This is a genomic window from Mucilaginibacter celer (assembly GCF_003576455.2).
Lineage (GTDB): Bacteria > Bacteroidota > Bacteroidia > Sphingobacteriales > Sphingobacteriaceae > Mucilaginibacter > Mucilaginibacter celer.
In genome coordinates, this window is sequence record NZ_CP032869.1 from 3,404,899 (window position 1) to 3,424,708 (window position 19,810).

The window sequence follows — 19,810 nt, forward strand, 5'->3', positions numbered from 1 at the left end:
TTTTTCTTTTTTTCTGAACTCGAATTTGGGGGAATTATTAGAATTTATAGAATTTACTCAGCATTCTGTTAATTCCTTAATTCTATAAATTCGAGTTCAGACAAAAAATCTTGCTATTTACCTTTCTACCGGCGTTGTGTACCTCTGGCACACAGAAAAATTCGCTACATTATTATCTACAAAGCTTTTGCACCTCTGGTGCATTTCTATTTTCCAAGAGGCCTATATCTCTCCTTCCTCAAATAATCCAACTTCCGGCTATGATCCATGAACCATCAACCATGAACTCCTCCCCCAATCCCTACTAATTACATAGGAAAACGCCACAAAATTTTATTTGGTTATAGCTAAAACGGCAGCTTTAATAAATGTATTGCACAAGTTTGGTATAACTTTATATTGATTCTAAATAAATTTTTCCGTACTTTCATTTTGTACATCATAATATTTACTTCTTTTTATTGAGAGAATGTTAAATAATTATGATTTAAATAATTGATTTTTTAGAAATCTTTAAAAATTACCGTAAATTTTATAATTTATTTGAGTTTTGGTAACTTCGTGGTTACACCCCTTATAAAATTATAAACGGTTTAATTTAAACAATGGATCAAACTGATAGCCACCAGGGTCTTTACAGACCGGAATTTGAACACGATTCGTGCGGAACGGGATTTATTGCCAATATAGACGGTCATAAAACCAACCAGATCATTGACAACGCGCTAACCATGCTCGAAAACATGGAACACCGTGGTGCGTGCGGATGCGACCCCGAAAGCGGGGACGGTGCAGGTATATTGATACAACTGCCCCATGAGTTTTTAATGGAAGAATGCTCAAACCTCGAGATCAGCCTGCCCGAACCGGGCGAGTATGGCGTAGGTATGATTTTCTTACCGAAGGATTCGGCCCAGAAGAAGGCCTGCCGTACCATTATTAATAATGCTATTGAAAAATTAGGCTTACATAAATTAGGCGAGCGTAAACTGGTTGTTGATTCATCAGTTATCGGTGAAACAGCGCGCCAGGCCGAGCCAGATGTTGAGCAAATTTATATTGCCCGTCCGCATCATATTACAAACGCCGAAGATTTTGAGCGTAAGCTATTCGTGTTGCGCAGGTATATCAACAAAACCATTACCGAAACTGTAGCCGGTGCTTCTGAAAACTTTTATTTTACATCATTAAGCTGTAAAACAATCATTTACAAAGGCCAGCTTACTACCTACCAGTTACGTAAATATTATTCAGACCTTTCTGATCCGCGTATCGCATCAGGCTTTGCCATGATCCACTCGCGTTTCTCAACCAATACTTTCCCATCGTGGAAACTGGCGCAGCCGTTCCGCATGATCGCTCACAACGGCGAGATCAATACCTTAACAGGTAACTTAAACTGGTTTTATGCCGGCCTGAAATCATACGCTTCATCATACTTCACCGCCGAAGAGATGGATATGTTGCTGCCGGTTATTGATAACAACCAGTCGGATTCGGCTTGTTTGGATAACATTATCGAGGTGTTATTGCACTCCGGCCGTTCATTACCACACGTAATGATGATGCTGGTGCCTGAGGCATGGGATGGTAACGAGGCTATGGATCCGCTTAAAAAAGCGTTCTACGAGTTCCACGCTACTTTAATGGAGCCATGGGACGGTCCGGCTGCCATCACCTTTACCGATGGTAAACTGGTAGGCGCACTGCTTGACCGTAACGGCTTACGTCCGTTGCGTTTTGTGATCACCAGTGATGGCCGCGTTATCGCTGCATCAGAAGCCGGTACTTTAACTATCGACGAAAGCACCGTTTTACGTAAAGGCCGTTTACAGCCAGGTAAAATGTTATTGATCGATACCGAAAAAGGCCGCATCATTACCGACGAGGAAATTAAACAACAAGTTGCTTCACAACAGCCATACGGCCGTTGGTTAGAGAACTATAAAATTAACCTGAGCGAGCTTTCTGAACCTCGTTTAGCTTTCGCCAGCTTATCTGAAGCTTCGGTTTACCGTTACCAGCAGGTATTTGGTTACAGCCGAGAGGATATCGATACCATCATAAAACCGATGGCATTGGATGGCAAAGAACCTGTTGGTTCGATGGGTACCGACGTGCCTTTGGCTATCCTTTCGGATAAACCTCAGCACCTGTCAAGCTACTTTAAACAATTCTTCGCCCAGGTAACCAACCCTCCTATCGACCCGATCCGTGAGCGTTTGGTGATGAGCCTTGCTACCTTTATAGGTAACAACGGCAACCTGTTGGACGAAGATAAAATGCATTGCCATTGCGTTGTGCTGAAACACCCGATATTGAAAAACCACCAGTTAGAAAAACTGCGCAGTATCGATACCGGCCTGTTCCACGCTAAAACGCTGCAAACATACTTTAAGGCTGATGGCCTGCCAGGTTCGTTAGAGAAAGGCCTTGCCCGCCTTTGCCGCTACGCCGAGGATGCTGTTGACGACGGCTTCGAGGTATTGATCCTTTCAGATCGCGCGGTTGATTCGGAGCATGCCCCTATCCCTACCCTGCTGGCTACATCTGCAGTACACCACCACCTGATCCGTAAAGGTCGCCGTGGTTCGGTAGGTTTAGTTGTTGAAACCGGCGATGCCTGGGAAGTTCACCACTTTGCCTGCTTGCTGGCCTTCGGTGCAACTGCTATCAACCCTTACTTAGCGCTTTCAACTATCGAAACGCTGAAAAACAATGGCAGCCTTGAAACCAGCTACGAACTTAAGAAGCTGCAAAGCAACTACGTTAAATCAATTAACGATGGCTTGTTAAAGATCTTCTCTAAAATGGGTATTTCTACCTTGCAGTCATACCATGGCGCGCAGGTATTCGAGATCCTCGGTTTAAACAAAACTGTTGTTGACAAATACTTCCACGGCGCGGTTACCCGTATTGGTGGTTTAGGTTTAGATGAGATCGCCCGCGAAGCCCTTTGCAAACACAAAATGGGCTTTGAGGCTAAAGGTGCCGATAACCTGTTACCTGAAGGTGGTATTTACCAGTGGAAACGCCGCGGCGAAGCCCACCTATTTAACCCTACCACTGTACACCTGTTGCAACATGCTACCCGCAGCAACAGCTACGAGGTATATAAAAACTATGCTAAAGCGGTTAACGAGCAAACCGAAAAGCACTACACCATCCGTGGCCTGCTTGATTTTGCCCACCACCGCGAAGCTATCAGCATTGATGAGGTTGAACCGGCAGAAAACATCATGAAGCGCTTCGCTACAGGTGCGATGTCATTCGGTTCTATCTCGCACGAGGCGCACAGTACTATGGCTATTGCCATGAACCGCATAGGCGGTAAAAGTAATACCGGCGAGGGCGGTGAAGACGAAATGCGTTATGACAAATTGCCCAACGGCGATTCATTGCGCTCGGCTATCAAACAGGTAGCATCTGGCCGTTTCGGTGTAACTTCAAACTACCTTACTAATGCCGATGAGTTACAGATTAAAATGGCACAAGGTGCTAAACCAGGCGAAGGCGGTCAGCTGCCGGGCCACAAGGTTGACGACTGGATCGCTAAAACCCGTCACTCAACACCGGGTGTAGGTTTGATCTCGCCTCCGCCGCACCACGATATTTATTCTATCGAAGATTTGGCACAGCTTATCTTCGATCTTAAGAATGCCAACCGCGCTGCCCGTATCAACGTTAAACTGGTATCAAAAGCAGGTGTAGGCACTATCGCTGCCGGTGTTGCCAAAGCACACGCCGATGTGATCCTGATTGCCGGCTACGACGGTGGTACAGGTGCATCGCCAATCAGCTCGATCAAACATGCAGGCTTACCTTGGGAGCTTGGTTTGACTGAAGCACACCAAACACTGGTTCGTAACAAGCTGCGCAGCCGCGTGGTATTGCAAACTGATGGTCAGTTGAAAACCGGCAGGGATTTGGCTATCGCAGCCTTGATGGGTGCCGAAGAATGGGGCGTAGCTACCGCTGCCCTTGTTGCAGGCGGCTGTATCATGATGCGTAAATGCCATTTGAATACCTGCCCGGTAGGTGTTGCAACTCAAGATCCTGAATTGCGTAAACTTTTCTCTGGTAAACCGGAGCATATCGTGAACCTGTTCCGCTTTATGGCCGAAGAGTTGCGCGAAATTATGGCCGAGCTTGGCTTCCGTACCATTCATGAAATGGTTGGCCGCGTACAATTCCTGAAAGTAAAAGATAACCTGCAAAGCTGGAAAGCCAAAAAGATCGACTTGAGCGGCATCCTACACCCGGTTACCAACACCAAAGGCATGACGCTTTACAACAGCGAAGCTCAGGATCATGGCATGGCTAACATCCTCGACTGGAAACTGGTTGAAGCTGCAAAACCTGCTTTAGAAGATAAAACCCCGGTATTCGCTTCTTTCGATGTAATTAACGTTGACCGTACCATCGGTACCATGTTATCAAACGAGATCTCGAAAGTTTACGGTTCGGCTGGTTTACCTGATAATACCATCAACTTTAAATTTAAAGGTTCGGCAGGTCAAAGCTTCGGCGCATTTACTACCAAAGGTGTTTCTTTTGAGCTGGAAGGCGAAGCTAACGATTACGTAGGCAAAGGCCTTTCAGGCGCGCAGATTGCAGTTTATCCTGCCGCTAACGCCACTTTCACGCCGGAAGAAAACATCATCATCGGTAACGTAGCCCTTTACGGTGCTACATCGGGCGAGTTGTTTGTAGGCGGTATGGCCGGCGAGCGTTTCGCGGTACGTAACTCGGGCGCTACTACGGTTGTTGAAGGTATTGGCGACCACGGTTGCGAGTACATGACCGGTGGCCGCGCGCTGATCCTGGGTGCAACTGGTCGCAACTTCGCGGCAGGTATGAGCGGTGGTTTGGCATGGGTTTACAATCCTGAAGGTACTTTTGCAGACAACTGCAATACCGAAATGGTTGATCTTGACCCGCTAAACACTAAGGACGAAGAAGAAATTCTGACCCTGCTGCGTAAGCACATCACCCTAACCGGCAGCAAGCTGGCGCAAAAAATATTGAACAACTGGAATGAGGCTTCAACCCGGTTTGTGAAAGTATTCCCGAAAGAGTATAAAAAAGTATTAGAGAAATTACAATATCAAACTATAGGCTAAGAAATGGGAAAACCTACAGGATTTCAGGAGTTTAATCGTGAACTACCTTCAAAAGTTCCGGCTGCTGAACGCGTTAAAAATTATAACGAATTTGTAAATTTATACTCTGAAGAGAAGCTTAACCAGCAATCGGCAAGGTGTATGAATTGTGGGATCCCTTTTTGCCATTCGGGATGCCCTTTGGGTAATATCATCCCTGAGTTTAACGATGCCGTGTATCGTAAAAACTGGGAAGAAGCTTACCATATATTATCGTCAACCAATAACTTCCCCGAGTTTACAGGCCGGATCTGCCCCGCCCCATGCGAATCGGCATGTGTGTTAGGCATCAACAAGCCGCCTGTTGCTATCGAGGAAATTGAGCGCCATATCATCGAGATCGCTTACGAGAAAAAACTGGTTAAGCAAACCGCTCCGCTAATTAAAACCGGCAAAAAAGTAGCCGTGGTAGGTTCTGGCCCTGCGGGCCTTGCCGCTGCAGCACAGCTGGTAAAAGTAGGCCACACCGTTACCGTTTACGAACGTGACGACCGTGCAGGTGGTTTATTACGCTACGGTATTCCTGACTTTAAGTTAGAGAAATGGGTAGTAGAACGCCGCATCGAAGTAATGGAGAAAGACGGTGTTGTATTTAAATACAACAGCGAAGTTGGTGTAAACGTAGCAGCCGATGAGCTGGTACGTAACAACGATGCCGTGATCCTTGCCGGTGGTTCAACCATCCCGCGTAACCTGAACATTCCGGGTCGCGAGTTGAAAGGTATCCACTTTGCTATGGATTTCCTGAAACAACAAAACAAACGTGTAAGCAATATTGATGTTACTGCCGAGGATATCCTTGCTACAGGTAAAGATGTAGTTGTTATTGGCGGTGGTGACACCGGATCGGACTGTGTGGGTACTTCAAACCGCCAGGGTGCTGCATCTATCAAGCAATTTGAGGTGATGTTCCAGCCGCCTGCACAGCGTACACAGCACATGCCGTGGCCTACTTACCCAATGGTACTGAAAACCACCAGCTCGCACGAAGAAGGTGCCGACCGTTTCTGGGGTGTTAACACCCTGGAGTTCCTTGGCGACGAGGAAGGTAACCTGCGCGCCCTGAAAGTGGTTGATGTTGAGTGGGAACAGGATTTTATGGGCCGTCCGGTTAAATTTAATGTAGTTGAAGGTTCGGAACGTGAAATTCCTTGTCAGCGTGTATTCCTGGCTATGGGCTTTTTACATCCACAGGCTGATACTTTCATCAGCCAGCTTGGTGTTGAGCTCGACGACCGTAAAAACGTAAAAGCTAAAGAAGGTGTTTACCGCACCAACGTAAGCAAAGTTTTTACAGCAGGCGATATGCGCCGCGGACAATCACTGGTGGTTTGGGCCATCTCTGAGGGCCGCGAAGCCGCCCGCAAGGTTGATGAGTTTTTGATGGGCCACTCTTTACTGGAAAGTAAAGATGGGGTTAATCAGTTTGAGCAAGTATTTTAGTGATTAGAGGTTGGAGATCAGAGGTTAGTTTCTTTTCTCCTTTTCTATAAAACCAACAAAGCCGGGCGTTTGCCCGGCTTTGTTGGTTTTATAGAAATTCTACTCTACGTCTTTTGCCGAAGTTTGTAATTCTTCGTTCTGTTTCTTCAATTCAACTATCATCCTTTTGGCTTGCTTTTGCCAGGTTAAGCCTTTTTCGGCTTGTTCTTCATAGGCATGATAGCTGGTAAAGTCAAGTTTTGACGAACCGGGTGTGTAAGGACCGCTTATCGCCAGCTCGCGTAAATCCTCATCTTCAGAGTAAAGCTTATAGCTAAAAACATAAAACAGCTTGCCTTTATCAGTAATACTACCCAACAGCTTTAACTGTTCGGCGCTTTCATCTTCATCGTTTGCTATGGCGTTTTGGTAAACACATAATTTGGCAAAGGCAGCCTGGGTTTTGTATTTGGCAGGTACCCGGGCCAGTTGTTTTGCTTTGCTAAGCTCCTCCATCAAATCGTACCGCTGAACCATGCTATCCAATAGTTTATTCAAAACAGCATCGCTAACGGGCAGCTTGTTTTCAATTCGGGTAGCCACAGCGGTTGGCAAATGCTTATTGATATCATTTCGTTTTAACAGTTTTGCGGTAAAAGTGCTTGTTATTGGCTGCCCCTTTACTTTTTTCATTAACGACAGGTAATAATAAACCGGCGTATACATATCCGTGGAGTTACTATCCGTTTTGCTCAGATACTTATCGAGATCGGCATTGGCAAAAGCCGTTATGTCATTAAAATGCGTACGGATCAGGTTATCATATTTCCCATCCTTTTCGCCCGCCATTGATTGAAAAACAGACAGCAGACTGGAGCGAAACTTTTGATTTTTTAAAAGCGGGATAATGCGATCATAGTTAGCCTGCACAAAATCAAGCGAATCATTAAGCGGCGCGAAGGTATCATAGTTGTACCTGGCTTTAAAAGCAGGACCACCGGTAAGCAGATCAAGATATACCGGGTATCCTTTCTTTTTATCGACATCAACTATCGTTTTCAATATCTGCGGCTTCATGTTATCATTAATATCAGCCCTTTTATACAATGCCGAAAGTACTTCGATAGTCTTATCGTCATGCGTTTTATTTAGCACGTTAAGCAGCAACCGACCGGGGCCGCCGTACAGGCTATCGGCCGGATAACTGGTTTGCAGGCCTTTGTAAACATATGGCAGCTCATCCTTTTTAAAATCATAATACGCCAGGGCACCTTTTGCACCCTGATTCAAAACAGAATCCGCAGAAACGAGATCATTAATTATCACAGCCGCTTTCGATGAACTTAAATCGATGGGTTGAGTATCGCGAACCTTTTTTAACGAATTAAAAAACTCATTGCTTGTTTCGCTAAATAATTCTTCATCAGCAATATGGGCTGTCATGTAAAAAAGATCGCCGTTATCAATAAACAGGCGTTCCCTTTTTTTATCCCCTGTTGATTTAGATTGCGAAATAAACTCCCGGCCTGTAATATTATTAACCACGATAGTATCAACCTTTAAAAGCGTATCGGTATAAGGCACAAACTTCGGAATCAGCTTATTGTATACCGAATCGACATGAGCTGCGCGGTAGTATTTGCTGATATTAGTATGCTCAACACCATAAACTCCGCCCGAGGCCGTATTGGTTGAATAAGCAGTTACCGAATTCTTCAGGAAAGATCTGTAATTGGCAACCGAATCCCTGATAAAGCGTAATTTTTCAAACGTGGTTACTGAAAAATCAGTACCCTCGAAATTATAGGTAGTAGCCTGGGGCTTTTTATAGGAAATCATTTTAAACGATTCCAGAAAATCATCGCCAGCCGGCAGCGGCTTTTCTTCCTCTATGTTCTGCTTCATTAATAAATAAGTGCGGTTGCCGCGTACCAAAAGGCGGAGGCGGCAATAATATTTATCTAAAAGCTTAAAGTCAACCTCGCGGCCCTCGTACCCGTCAACAACTATTTTGTGCGGTTTGCCAATCATGCTGCCTTTGCCCTTAAACTCGTTACCTATTGCATCAAACAGTTTATTTTTATCGGCCAGGTATGATCCTTTGGGGTAATCGTTATAACGCACCAGGTAGGTCATCAGGTTAACGCTATCCATCGCCAGGTAAATTTTCATGCTGAAGGGTTCGCCTTGCCGGGCAATCGGGTTGGGTATATTTTTTACAATCAGCTTTGGTTCTGACGGTAAATGCACGGCAAATGCGCCGGTATCATTTTTAAATGTGATCCACGCCGGATTTGCCTTTGGTGCTGTTTTAAATGTTTTAAACGAGTTAAAAAAGCGGTTGGCATAAGGTGTATATAAATTTTCGAGCTGGGTACCCGCGTATAACAGGTACAGAAAATTATTGCTGAATAATACCCTGAGGCGTAAATAATCACCATTGGTGCGCATCAAAATCTCGGTGCCTTTAATGCCGTTTACCGCTACCGGTTTTTTGCTGACGATATGATTGTCCTGATTTTTTTTAAATACATTAACCATGCTCTGCAGCACGGCATTTTCATCGGCCGGCTTGGTATCCGAACCTTTCAGGATAGCATAAGCACCGAAAAACACCTCGTTGGATATATCTGTATAAATTACGGATGGCAGTCCTAAAAAAATATTTGTTTTTTCGGGTGTAAACGGCAGTTCGAACGAGTAGCCGTTTTCGTTATCAACATAAGGTTTCCAGTTAAGTTTGGTGTAATCGGTATTGAAACGATTGGCAACACCTGTAAAATCGGCCTTTACGGGTTCTACGGTATAGCCGGTATTTCGCAATAACTCAATTAGCCCGTGCGGCCCCGGCAGGTGCGCGGCTCCAACAGCCGAAAACAGCGACTGGTTATGAATATGACTCACAATGCTGTTTAGCATCACCTTGTTGCGGGCTATCAATTCATCGTCATTCAATTCGGAGAGACTTAAATATGCTGCAAGCTTGTTGAGATTACCGGTGCTGTATATTTTTATCATTTCCTCCTCGCTGTTGATAATCTCTTTGTCGTTATCATCAACCAGGTTTTTAATTCTTTCCTTAATGTCTGAATTGGCGCCAAAATAGCCATCAAATTGCTGGGCAGCATTTTCAAGCCCGTAAATAGGTTTATTCATGCCATGGGCAACACCGTACAAAAAAGCATCGATAAATGTTTTTTTATCATCGGGGTTCTTTTTTTCGGGACGCATCACCGATTCCAGCTGCATCGGGTCGATATTACCCATTGCGTAGCCGTTTTTCTGTTTAAAACGTTTGGCAATTTTGGCATACTCTTCCGGCGAAAGCATATCACGCAGCCCGCGTCGCGACTCTTTGTCGGCAAGAGTTGCAAACATTTTGCTCATCAGCGTATCGGGATGTACCTCAAGCGCAAACGTTTCACTTTTTTGTATAGCCAGCATTACCGAATCGCTAAAACCAAAAACGCGTTTATCCTTAACGTGCATGGTACCAAACAAGTACGATGGCTTTGTTAGCCCTTTGCCGCTAATGCGCCATAACAAAGTATAATCCTTTTTTTGTTGCTGCGCGATGACGGGCGAAATAAACAACAGTATCAATACAGCCGTCAATAAGCGTTTCAGACCTGCGGAAAATGAAAATGCAGAAAATTGTGATAAGTAAAATTTAACCATATAATATTGTAACAGGGTTTAAGTAAGCTACAAAGATAAGTGATTGTAACTTTACCTTTATACCGGGCGGATAACTTTATAAAAACATAACATGGCAAAACAGAAAAAGGCATCTGAACTACTCAAATGCCTTTTTCTGTTTTGCCAATCATTTCTAACTCTGCGCTAAATATCCGCTAAGCTTATCATCAAACAGCTGGCTCCATCCTTTAACAAAATCATCAAACGCAAACCATTTGAGCCCCTCCGGAAAATTCTCCAGGCCTTCGTGAATTAAAGTAAGCCAGGTTTTATCCTCCGCGGGTTCAAACTCAAAGCTAACATGGGTTTTAACCATTAAGCCTTTTTGTATTTGATCAATATCAAAAACCATATCATAGGCAATTTTCCTGAGTGGCACAACATTGGTTATTTTACAGCGATGGATGAAGTCGCGGCCATCTATATGTCCCGGAAAACTGAATTCTGCACCCGCTTTGGGTTTAAAGCCAGGAATATCGAAATACCAGTTTTTCATACTCTCATTGTCGGTAAAAGCTTTCCACAGGCGTGTTACCGGCACATCAAAAAGGCGTTTAATAATAAGTGGTTGGTTTTTCATGGCAGCTTATTTTATACCTTCTCCAAAAAATCTTTAAGCGAAATGCCGGTAATATGTGTCCAGCCGGCCACAAAGTTTTCTTTTTTGAAGGCATCAATCGGCGGAAATGTTTCTAAACCGGTATGGGTTAACACCAGTTTAGTTCCCTCTCCCTCAGGCGAAAGCTCCCAGGTAACTTCCGAATCCCCTTCATAGCCATCATAACGCCAGGTATAAGCTATAACGCTACCCTCAACTACTTTGGTTACCCGGCACAGGTGGCGGTATTGAAACTTATCATCCCCGGCGGTAAACTCAAATTCAAAACCTACTTCGGGCTTAAATTCGGCCAGGTCAAAATACCATTGCTTCATTTTTTCATTAACGGTGATGGCTTCCCACACTTTTTGAACGGGTGCCGCGTAAACGCGTTCAATTACAAAAGGTTGCGTACTCATAGCTTTTCGTTTTTATGGTTATCGTTGTTTTGTTCGTTAGTGAGAAATGCGTCAAGTGCATCCAGTTTTTGTGTCCAGAATTGGCGGTATTGCTCAGCCCAATCGGTAACCTGCTTTAACTGCTGCAGGTTGGCATGGCAGTAACGCTCGCGCCCCTGCTGCTTAATCACCAGCAAACCACATTGGGTTAGTATTTTGATATGCTTGGATACCGCCGGCCTGCTGATATCAAAATTATCGGCCACGGCATTAAGGTTCATGTTTTTATAGGCGATCAGATTAATGATTTCGCGACGGGTAGGATCTGCAATGGCCTGGAATACGTCTCTGCGCATAATAACCGAACAGTTATTTGAAACCGTTCGGTTACAAATTTAAATGAAACCTTTTGGTTACGCAATAGTTTTTTGAAAATTTATTTCCCCCTTGCTATCTATAGTTTAACCTTAACAGCTATGGTAGGATAATTCTGAAAAACATCTTCGGTTGTTACCACGTGATAAAACATATTGAGCCTGGCCCCTACTCCTACGGTATTATTGATGTTATACCACAATTGCGGCTCGCCAAAAAACGAGAGGCGTTTACCGCGTAAATTCCGTGTAAAATCATCACCTTGATTACGGTTAATGGTGTATACTTCAAAATCGCCTTTAAACTCCAGTTTATAGTTAAAAAAACCTTTGCCCCAATAAAATGAATACATAAAATCGTAACTGGGCTTTTCCAGCGCATTATAGGTATAACTCAGGCTGGTACTAAAGTATACTCCTGCCCACGCAAAACCGTAAGCAGGCCCCAGCGAAAACGCATTGGTTATGTAGTAACTGTAATGCTTGGGTTCGGTAACACCCAGGCCGCCGCTGTATTGAACGCTCAGGAACACATCGGGTTTCCAGAACTTAAAACTTTGGGATACCTGGATAAATGATTTGCCGATATTGTTATCCGCTCCCTGCAAATCGGTTTGTACCTTTAAAAAGAATGCCCCCGGTTTTACCAATGCCGAATCGCCTGGCTTTTTCATCGATTTAAAATACTCGAAGTATAAGGAGGGGAAATTTTTTGAGTTGCGGCCCGGATCTACCGTATGCCGCAGATCGTAATGCAACTGCAGGTTTTGCGCCAATGTGCCCTTTACAAGGAAACATAAAATAATAATGATCCTGAATTTCATCTGTTTTTTTGTTGATATTTATGATCGGTTGATTTGAAAAACACGGTACCGGCAACCGTTTTGTAAATATCTTCAGGCTTATTTGAGCACGGCGGAAGCCGAACGGAAATGTGGCGTAAACCTTAATTACAGCACACTACACACTGTTTATCAATAATTTATGACCAATACGGATCTTTTGATTTTTTCGGGTTTATTTAAGCAGGCATATCAAAAATGCTTTGGTCATGCCATTGGTACCGCCATGACCGAAACCGAAAGCCGTATAATGGCCAACCAGGTTAATGAACTTACGGGCCTTAGCGTGGGCTGGAAAAGCATCAAAAATTATTCGTTTTTTGTTTTGGGCGGAGATACCGGGAAGCCTGAAAACCCTTCGGCAGCAACTCTCGATACCCTGGCACGCTATGTTTTAGGAGCACCTTATACTACCGAACTTAAACGGAAGGATAACGAAAGCCATTATCCTTATTGGTTTATGTACCGGAAACAATTTCAGGCAATCCCGCCGGAAACGCATAAAACACCCAAACGGCTTGCCTGGAGTATCACCGGGTTAGTGGCTGTGATTAGCCTGATAGTTATTTTTATGATTACCCGTGAAAGCCGATCCGTAAACCAAACATTTTACGATAATTTTAACGAGGTAAGCGATGCCGCGCTTCAAAGCAACAACTGGCTTGTACAGGCAAAGGACAATGCCCATTGGCACAGAAAAAACGAAAAGCCTAAAGCGCTTACCTTATTTACACTTGAAGGTGATAACTGGCCCGATACCTCAAAAAAGCCGGTTATCCAAAACCTGTTACTCCACCCTATAAAAACCGATTGTTTTACTGCAGAGGTTCATCTCGATAATTTTATTCCGAAACAGGAATGGCAGCAGGCCGGGCTCCTGCTATTGGAAGATACCAGCCTTACCGGCAAAAGCATCAGGCTATCCTTAGCTTATAACGATTTTTTTGGCGGCTACAAACGCCCCCGCGAAATTTTGGTGCAGGCCATCACCTCGCTTGGCCCCGGCTTTGGTAAACCCGAAGAGATTGCGCACCACGTTGTATTTTACCCGGATAGCGCCGCTGCCAGCCCTGCCTTGTTCAAAAACCTGCTCAATTCGGCTTTGCGGATTGAAAAAAACGGCAGCAGGTTTCGCTTTTTATATGCCGGCGGGGAGGTACAAAACACTGCCTTTAAGGAAGTTGCCAGCCAGGATTTTGATATGACACCCCGGTATATTGGCTTGTTTGCCATTAAAGGCTTTAAAAACGAGACAGAAGTAATCCCCGTACATTTTAAATTTTTCAGGCTGCAGGGTGGCCCATGCCAAAAGTAGCAGCACTCACGCAATAGGTAATTTTACGTATCGAAAATTGGGTGATTATACCTATTTCGGAGTATTGTTATTTGCCATAATTTTATCTCACCTGATAATTTATAACAATTAGCACCATGGCTGTACGTATAGTATGTATAAAAACCGACACCCGGCCGCACGATAATCCCTATGTGGCCATCGACTCGCTGGAATGGATAAACGAGCGCATTAATGTGAAAGGCATCACCGAAAGATCGAAACTTTACGATTGGATCAAGAACGAGGATGGTGAAGCTTATATTATAGATAAGCAAGGCAACAAAACAACCTTGATCCCGGCGGTATGCCCCGAGGGAAACAAATATGTAAAAACTGTTTATGACGAATCGGAACCCGACTACCTGCTGGGTTTGCCGGAGTGCGCCTGATTGAATTTAGTCCCAGTTTTTAAAGGGATGGATGCTTAGTTTAGAGTTATAGTATCGTTTATCGCCGGTAACCTCGGTTGTTACCCATAACGGCAGTTCAAATTCTTCGTCTTCGCTGTCAAGTTCAATCTCGGCCACTACGAGGCCCTGGTTATCGCCTAAAAAAACATCAACCTCCCATAATTTGCCCGAATAGGTGATGTTGTAACGGTATTTTTCCAGTTCGGAAACAGCAAGATCATCCAGCATCTGCGCCGCATCAGCTACAGGGATAGCGTATTCAAACTCGCTGCGACTCATTCCTGTGGTGCTTCCTTTTATGGTAATAAAGGCCTGGTCATCAGCTATGCGCAGCCGGATGGTTTTACTTTCATCGCTAAAAATATAACCCTGCCTTAAATGCATTGGCGTTGGCTTTTCAAGCTGCTGCCATTTTTCCTTATCAACCAAAAACTTACGTTCTATTTCTATAGCCATATTTTTACTGCAAGCGCACAAACTTTTAGCATTTTTTAACATTTGCGCGTGGGTAAATATCATACATTTAGTTATACATATTGCTACTGTATGATAATTACCAAACCTTTTACCAAATCAACCTGGCTTTTATTAATCTTGTTTTGTTGCGGCTGTAAACCACGCAACATTGTTAAACATGGCGGCGAAAAAGACCTGATCTCGTTTAAACCTGTATTGGGCATCAGTTATACCGAAATAGCCCGGCGCTCAGAAAACGGTCTTTCATTCAACAGTTTCGGATACCAACTGGAGCCGCAATGGAAAATGAAATTCGTATCAAACGATTCGACAAGCATTTACAGCCCAACCAAAAAACGCTTCATCAACTTCCCGCTTACCCGTGGGTATGACTCCGTTTTTAACACCGCACGCGCCTGGCTTAAGGTTAAGACAATGACCAAAGACAGCCTGGTTGTAGAACTGCTTAAGGCTTATGCCGATTCGGTAGATACCCGTGGTGCTAAAGTTTACATGATATTTTATGCAGATAACTATATAGCCAACGTACTGCACGGCAACCTGAGCAAATGTAAAAGCCCCAGCCTTAAGGATACCGTTTATATAAAAGGGCTTGCAGCTGTGGCCAATAAAAATGTCGAAAAGGCTTTTGCCGCCCGCCAACCGGTTGAGCTTACAAGCAAAAGCAACCGGATAAAAATAGAAAAGCGGCCCGCCGAACCAAGCATGCTCAATAATTTCGATACTTCAAGCGAATATATGGGCCCCGAATTTGATATCACCATTGATAAGGCCTACGCCAATTTTTATTATTCGTTTTCGATATTTGTTGACCCATTGGGTAACATGCATTACGGCCGCCCGCTCACCGTATTTTTAGAAGAGGACCGGAAGGTAACCTACATCCATCTTTCAAAAGCTGTTATGAACAGCTACCTTAAATATTATCTTAATTTAAAACCGGGAACAACGCTTGGCATTGTGCATACCAGCGAAATAGCCGTTCATGTTACCGGCAAGCGGAGCATGTAACGATATTAAGCCATTTTTTAGCCGTTTATCTAATTATCTATATCTTAGCGGCAATGCCATTCATCAACTTAAAAACAACAAAAACGGGCTTATTAGCCCCCTTGTTTCTACTATCAATAATAGCATTTGGCTGCAACCACTCGCAACCGGGAAGCAAAAAAAGGGAACTAATTTCTTTTCGCGCCTACAATGGTATCAATTACTCCGAGGTATCACGTCGTATGCGTAACGGACTTTCCTTTAACGAATACGGTTACCAGTTGGAGCCCCAATGGAAGCTCAAGTTTGTATCCGACGATTCGATAAGCATTTTTAGTCCCACCAAAAATGCGTTTATTAATTTTCCGCTTACCCGTGGGTATGATTCTATTTTTAACGCGGCCCGCTCGTGGTTAAAAGTAAGGACAATCAGCAAAGACAGTATCACCATGGAGATCCTGATTCAGAAAGGCGATTCGCTTGATGTTAAGGGCACCAAGGTGTTTATGCGTTTTTTTGCTGATAACTATATAAAAAACGTATTACATACCGATACATCAATATTAAGGCGCCCAAGCCGCAAGGATACCCTGTTTATTGAAGGCCTCAGTGCAAAAGCAAATGCTGATTACAACAAAGCTTTCGCCGCGCGCCAGCCGGCCAAAATTACCAGCAGAAACAGCATGGTAACCGTTTCGCAGCGTACCACCAGGCCGGATATTATGAACAACTTTGATAATTCTGACGATTACCTCGATCCGACATACGATATCGTGATTAACAAGGCTTATAAGGATTTTTATTTTTCGTTTACCATGTATATTGATGACAAAGGCCGCACTTACTATGGCTATCCCCTTATTGGCCTTGATGACGAAGACACGAAAGCCGATTATATTCACACATCGAAAGCAGTGATGGAAAGTTATTTAAAACTTTATCTGAACATTAAACCGGGCTCAACCCTGGGCATGATCCACTCGAGCATGGTATCGGTACATGTAGAAGGAAAGAAGGCTAAGTAGGCTTTGGTCGGAAAGCCTGGAAGATGTTACGTTGGCTTAACTTTCGGGCTTTCCGCTTTCTCCCACTCCCCGGCTCAATCAAAGTAACAATCGTGCTATTTTATATCGCTGCAGATCCCTTTGCGTTTAACTTTAACGTAAAGCCGGGCCGCGCTTTGTAAAAAATTGTTAAATACCCTTTGGGGCAAAATGCAATACGGCCTTAATGTTTATATTAGCCCCTGTTAGTATCTTAACTTAAATTGATGATTGTACGTAGATTTTTACTTATAATTTGTTTGCTTACTGCCTTCGGCGCTACTGTTTTTGCCCAGCAGGATAGCATTCCCCTCACTACTATTCTCGAAAAAACAAGCAAATTCAGCAGCAGTTTTCCAATCGAAAAAGTTTACCTGCATACCGATAAGCCGTACTATGCCGTGGGTGATACGCTTTGGTTTAAAGCTTATGTAACCATCGAAAAGCACCAGCCATCGGCACTAAGCAAAATTGTATATGTTGACCTGATCAATAACCGCGATTCGGTGGTGGAGAGCCAGCGTATTGTGGTTAACAATGGGTTTGCCAGTGGAAACATTGTACTTAACGGCGATACTTATAAGCAGGGCGCCTACCGCCTGCGCAGCTATACCAACTGGATGCGCAATTTTGATGCTGATTATTTTTACGATCATACCTTTAACGTAGGTAACGCCATCGATAACCAGGTACGCACCAATATTACCTATAAAAGTTCAACCAAACGCACCGGTGTTAAGGTTGATGCCAGCATTTTATATAAAGGGCCCGATAATACGCCGTATGCCAACAAACGCGTAAACTGGCAGCTGATGAAAAACGGCGACCCGGTAACCAAAGGCCACGGCACAACCGACGATAAAGGTGTGCTGTTGGTAGATATCCCCGAAAGCCAGGCCGATGTGATATCGGGAGGAATTTTGGTAACCGCAATTGATGTGGGCGATCGTAAAACCATCAACAGCAGCTTTTCTATGCGTACGGCTATCAAAGGTTATGATGTGCAGTTTTTTCCGGAAGGCGGACAGTTAACCAACGGCTTGCGTACCAGGATAGCCTTCAAGGCCATCGCCTCCAGCGGATTGGGCGTTGATATTAAAGGCACCATTGTTGATGATAAGGGTACCGAAGTAACCCAGTTTAACAGCGCACACCTGGGCATGGGTATATTCGCCATGACACCCGATCTCGAGCGGTCGTACAAAGCCAATGTCACTTTTGCTGATGGTTCTACGGCTACTTACAACCTGCCCCGTGTACAATCTATGGGGATAAGCCTCAGTGTTTACAATAATGACCCAACCAACCTCACCGTTAAAATTTCGGCAAACGATTTGTTTTTTCAGCGCAAGCAAAACAAGAGCTTTTACCTCGTAGCCCAGGGCGGCGGCGTTATTTATTATGCCGCGCAAACTGTTTTAAACAGCACAACTTATTCGGCCAGCATCCCCAAAACCAAGTTCCCTACGGGTATAATACAGTTAACATTATTTTCATCGGGCGGGTACGCTCTTTGCGAGCGGATTGCATTTATCCAACATAACGATCAGATGAACGTCACCCTTAAAACCGATAAGCCATCTTATACCACAAGGGGGAATGTTAAAATCACCGTATCGGCAAAAAATGAAAATAAACCTGCCGAGGGAAGCTTTTCGGTAGCCGTGCTTGATGATACCACTGTGCCGTCAAACGAGGACAACGAATGGACCATACTAAGTCACATGCTGCTTACGTCGGATTTGAAAGGTTTTATCGAAAAGCCCAACTACTACTTCAATAAGCCCGACGATGAAAAAGCTGCCAACCTGGATATCCTGATGCTTACGCAAGGCTACCGCCGTTTTGATTATGAAGATATCCTGGCCGATAAAACCCCGCCAATTTACCTGATGCCCGAACAGGGTATTGATATAACCGGTACGCTGCGTACCAATAACGGCTTGCCGGTTGCCAAAGGAAGCCTGCGTTTATTGATCCCGGATAAAAACTTTTCGGCGGAAACAATTACCGACATGTCGGGCAATTTTAAATTCAGCAACGTGAATGTGCCCGATACATCAAAAATAACCCTGAGTGCCCGTAATAATCCTAATGGCCGCAACATGGTGATAAGCGTTAACGGCGAAGCTTATCAAAAGCTGAGTAAAAACATCAATATTGCGGATGAGATTATTAATATCGACAGTACCTTCCGCCCTTACCTGCAAAACAGCTACAGGCAATATCAAAGCTCGCGCACTATAAAGGAAGTTGTTGTTAAATCGACAAAAATTGTAAAAAAGGCCAGCCATACCGATTACGGAGGCACGTTTGCGGGCTTACCGGGGCAGGCCGATCATGAGGTTTCGGCACAGCAGTTACAAGGTTGCCCTATACTGATAAACTGTCTTCAAACGGCAGCAATGGGGTTAACTTACGTAGATAATAATTTTTACGTAAGCCGTAGCTATAACTCCGGCGATCGTACACCGGTGCAGGTTTACGTAGGCAGTACGCCGGTTGATGCCAACTTTTTAACAAGCATGACGGGTGCGGACGTTGAGTCGGTAGAGATATTTTTGAATGATGGTGTTAGCGGTATTAATCGAAACACGCAAACAAAGGGTATTTTGCTTATCAACAAAAAAGTGGTTAAAAAGCAAAAAATAACGCTTGCCCAATTGCAGGAACTGATCCCTAAGCAAAACGTGATCACTTTCGCGGTGCAGGGGTATACCAAAGCCAAAGAGTTTTATTCGCCCAAATACGATGTTACCAAAGCCGGCACACTGGGCGGCGATTTGCGCAATACCATTTACTGGAAACCTAACATCATAACCGATAAAACAACCGGGGCGGCCACTTTCAGCTTTTTTAACAGCGATCAGCGTGGTACTTACCGGGCTATAATTGAAGGCATTGATGCCGAAGGGAACATAGGCCGATATGTATTGCATTACACCGTGAAATAGCAGTTTGTGTTTTTAAACATAAAAAGCCCCGGCAGTTTACAAAAACTTGCCGGGGCTTTTACATTATGCACTGTGTTAAGCAATTTGTTCATTAAGGCGATTTGT

The 19,810-nt window shown here is 44.2% G+C and carries 13 protein-coding genes; 7 read left to right on the forward strand and 6 right to left on the reverse strand.

Annotation, left to right across the window (positions count from 1 at the left end):
• The first annotated feature begins 605 nt into the window (after positions 1-605).
• On the forward strand, positions 606-5,123 hold the full coding sequence (gene gltB / locus HYN43_RS13600; protein ID WP_119409864.1) for a glutamate synthase large subunit: 4,518 nt from the start codon (positions 606-608) through the stop codon (positions 5,121-5,123).
• A 3-nt stretch (positions 5,124-5,126) separates the two neighbouring features.
• On the forward strand, positions 5,127-6,605 hold the full coding sequence (locus tag HYN43_RS13605; RefSeq protein ID WP_119409865.1) for a glutamate synthase subunit beta: 1,479 nt from the start codon (positions 5,127-5,129) through the stop codon (positions 6,603-6,605).
• 99 nt (positions 6,606-6,704) lie between these two features.
• Here HYN43_RS13605 and HYN43_RS13610 read toward each other — a convergent pair whose 3' ends face one another.
• From HYN43_RS13610 to HYN43_RS13630, 5 genes are all read right to left on the reverse strand, one after another.
• Entirely contained in the window at positions 6,705-10,262 is a 3,558-nt protein-coding gene (locus HYN43_RS13610) for a TraB/GumN family protein (protein WP_119409866.1), read from the reverse strand.
• Between the two features lie 154 nt (positions 10,263-10,416).
• Positions 10,417-10,863, reverse strand: a complete 447-nt coding sequence (locus HYN43_RS13615; RefSeq protein WP_119409867.1) for an SRPBCC family protein — start codon at positions 10,861-10,863, stop codon at positions 10,417-10,419.
• 11 nt (positions 10,864-10,874) lie between these two features.
• Positions 10,875-11,300 (reverse strand): SRPBCC family protein, encoded by a 426-nt coding sequence (locus HYN43_RS13620; protein ID WP_119409868.1) that lies wholly within the window; start codon positions 11,298-11,300, stop codon positions 10,875-10,877.
• The gene (locus HYN43_RS13625; RefSeq protein WP_119409869.1) at positions 11,297-11,635 is read right to left on the reverse strand and encodes an ArsR/SmtB family transcription factor; all 339 of its coding nucleotides are present in this window, start codon (positions 11,633-11,635) and stop codon (positions 11,297-11,299) included. Before HYN43_RS13625 ends, HYN43_RS13620 begins: the two co-directional genes overlap by 4 nt.
• A 98-nt stretch (positions 11,636-11,733) precedes the next feature.
• A complete protein-coding gene (locus HYN43_RS13630; RefSeq protein ID WP_119409870.1) occupies positions 11,734-12,477 on the reverse strand; it encodes a DUF5020 family protein in 744 nt (247 codons plus the stop codon).
• Positions 12,478-12,637: 160 nt separating this feature from the next.
• On the opposite strand from HYN43_RS13630, the gene HYN43_RS13635 reads away from it, so the two are divergent.
• Together HYN43_RS13635 and HYN43_RS13640 are read left to right on the forward strand one after the other, a co-directional pair.
• Positions 12,638-13,810 (forward strand): hypothetical protein, encoded by a 1,173-nt coding sequence (locus tag HYN43_RS13635; RefSeq protein WP_119409871.1) that lies wholly within the window; start codon positions 12,638-12,640, stop codon positions 13,808-13,810.
• Between the two features lie 116 nt (positions 13,811-13,926).
• A complete protein-coding gene (locus tag HYN43_RS13640; protein ID WP_119409872.1) occupies positions 13,927-14,220 on the forward strand; it encodes a DUF3892 domain-containing protein in 294 nt (97 codons plus the stop codon).
• 6 nt (positions 14,221-14,226) lie between these two features.
• On the opposite strand, the gene HYN43_RS13645 is transcribed toward HYN43_RS13640, so the two are convergent.
• Entirely contained in the window at positions 14,227-14,697 is a 471-nt protein-coding gene (locus HYN43_RS13645; protein ID WP_119411233.1) for a CYTH domain-containing protein, read from the reverse strand.
• Between the two features lie 90 nt (positions 14,698-14,787).
• Between HYN43_RS13645 and HYN43_RS13650 the strand changes: the two genes are divergently transcribed.
• The 3 genes from HYN43_RS13650 (at position 14,788) to HYN43_RS13660 (ending at position 19,705) form a co-directional block, all read left to right on the forward strand.
• On the forward strand, positions 14,788-15,729 hold the full coding sequence (locus tag HYN43_RS13650) for a hypothetical protein (RefSeq protein WP_119409873.1): 942 nt from the start codon (positions 14,788-14,790) through the stop codon (positions 15,727-15,729).
• A 53-nt stretch (positions 15,730-15,782) separates the two neighbouring features.
• Complete coding sequence (locus HYN43_RS13655; RefSeq protein WP_119409874.1) at positions 15,783-16,733, forward strand: hypothetical protein; 951 nt, start codon at positions 15,783-15,785, stop codon at positions 16,731-16,733.
• A gap of 245 nt (positions 16,734-16,978) precedes the next feature.
• The gene (locus HYN43_RS13660) at positions 16,979-19,705 is read left to right on the forward strand and encodes a carboxypeptidase regulatory-like domain-containing protein (RefSeq protein WP_119409875.1); all 2,727 of its coding nucleotides are present in this window, start codon (positions 16,979-16,981) and stop codon (positions 19,703-19,705) included.
• Positions 19,706-19,810: the final 105 nt, after the last annotated feature.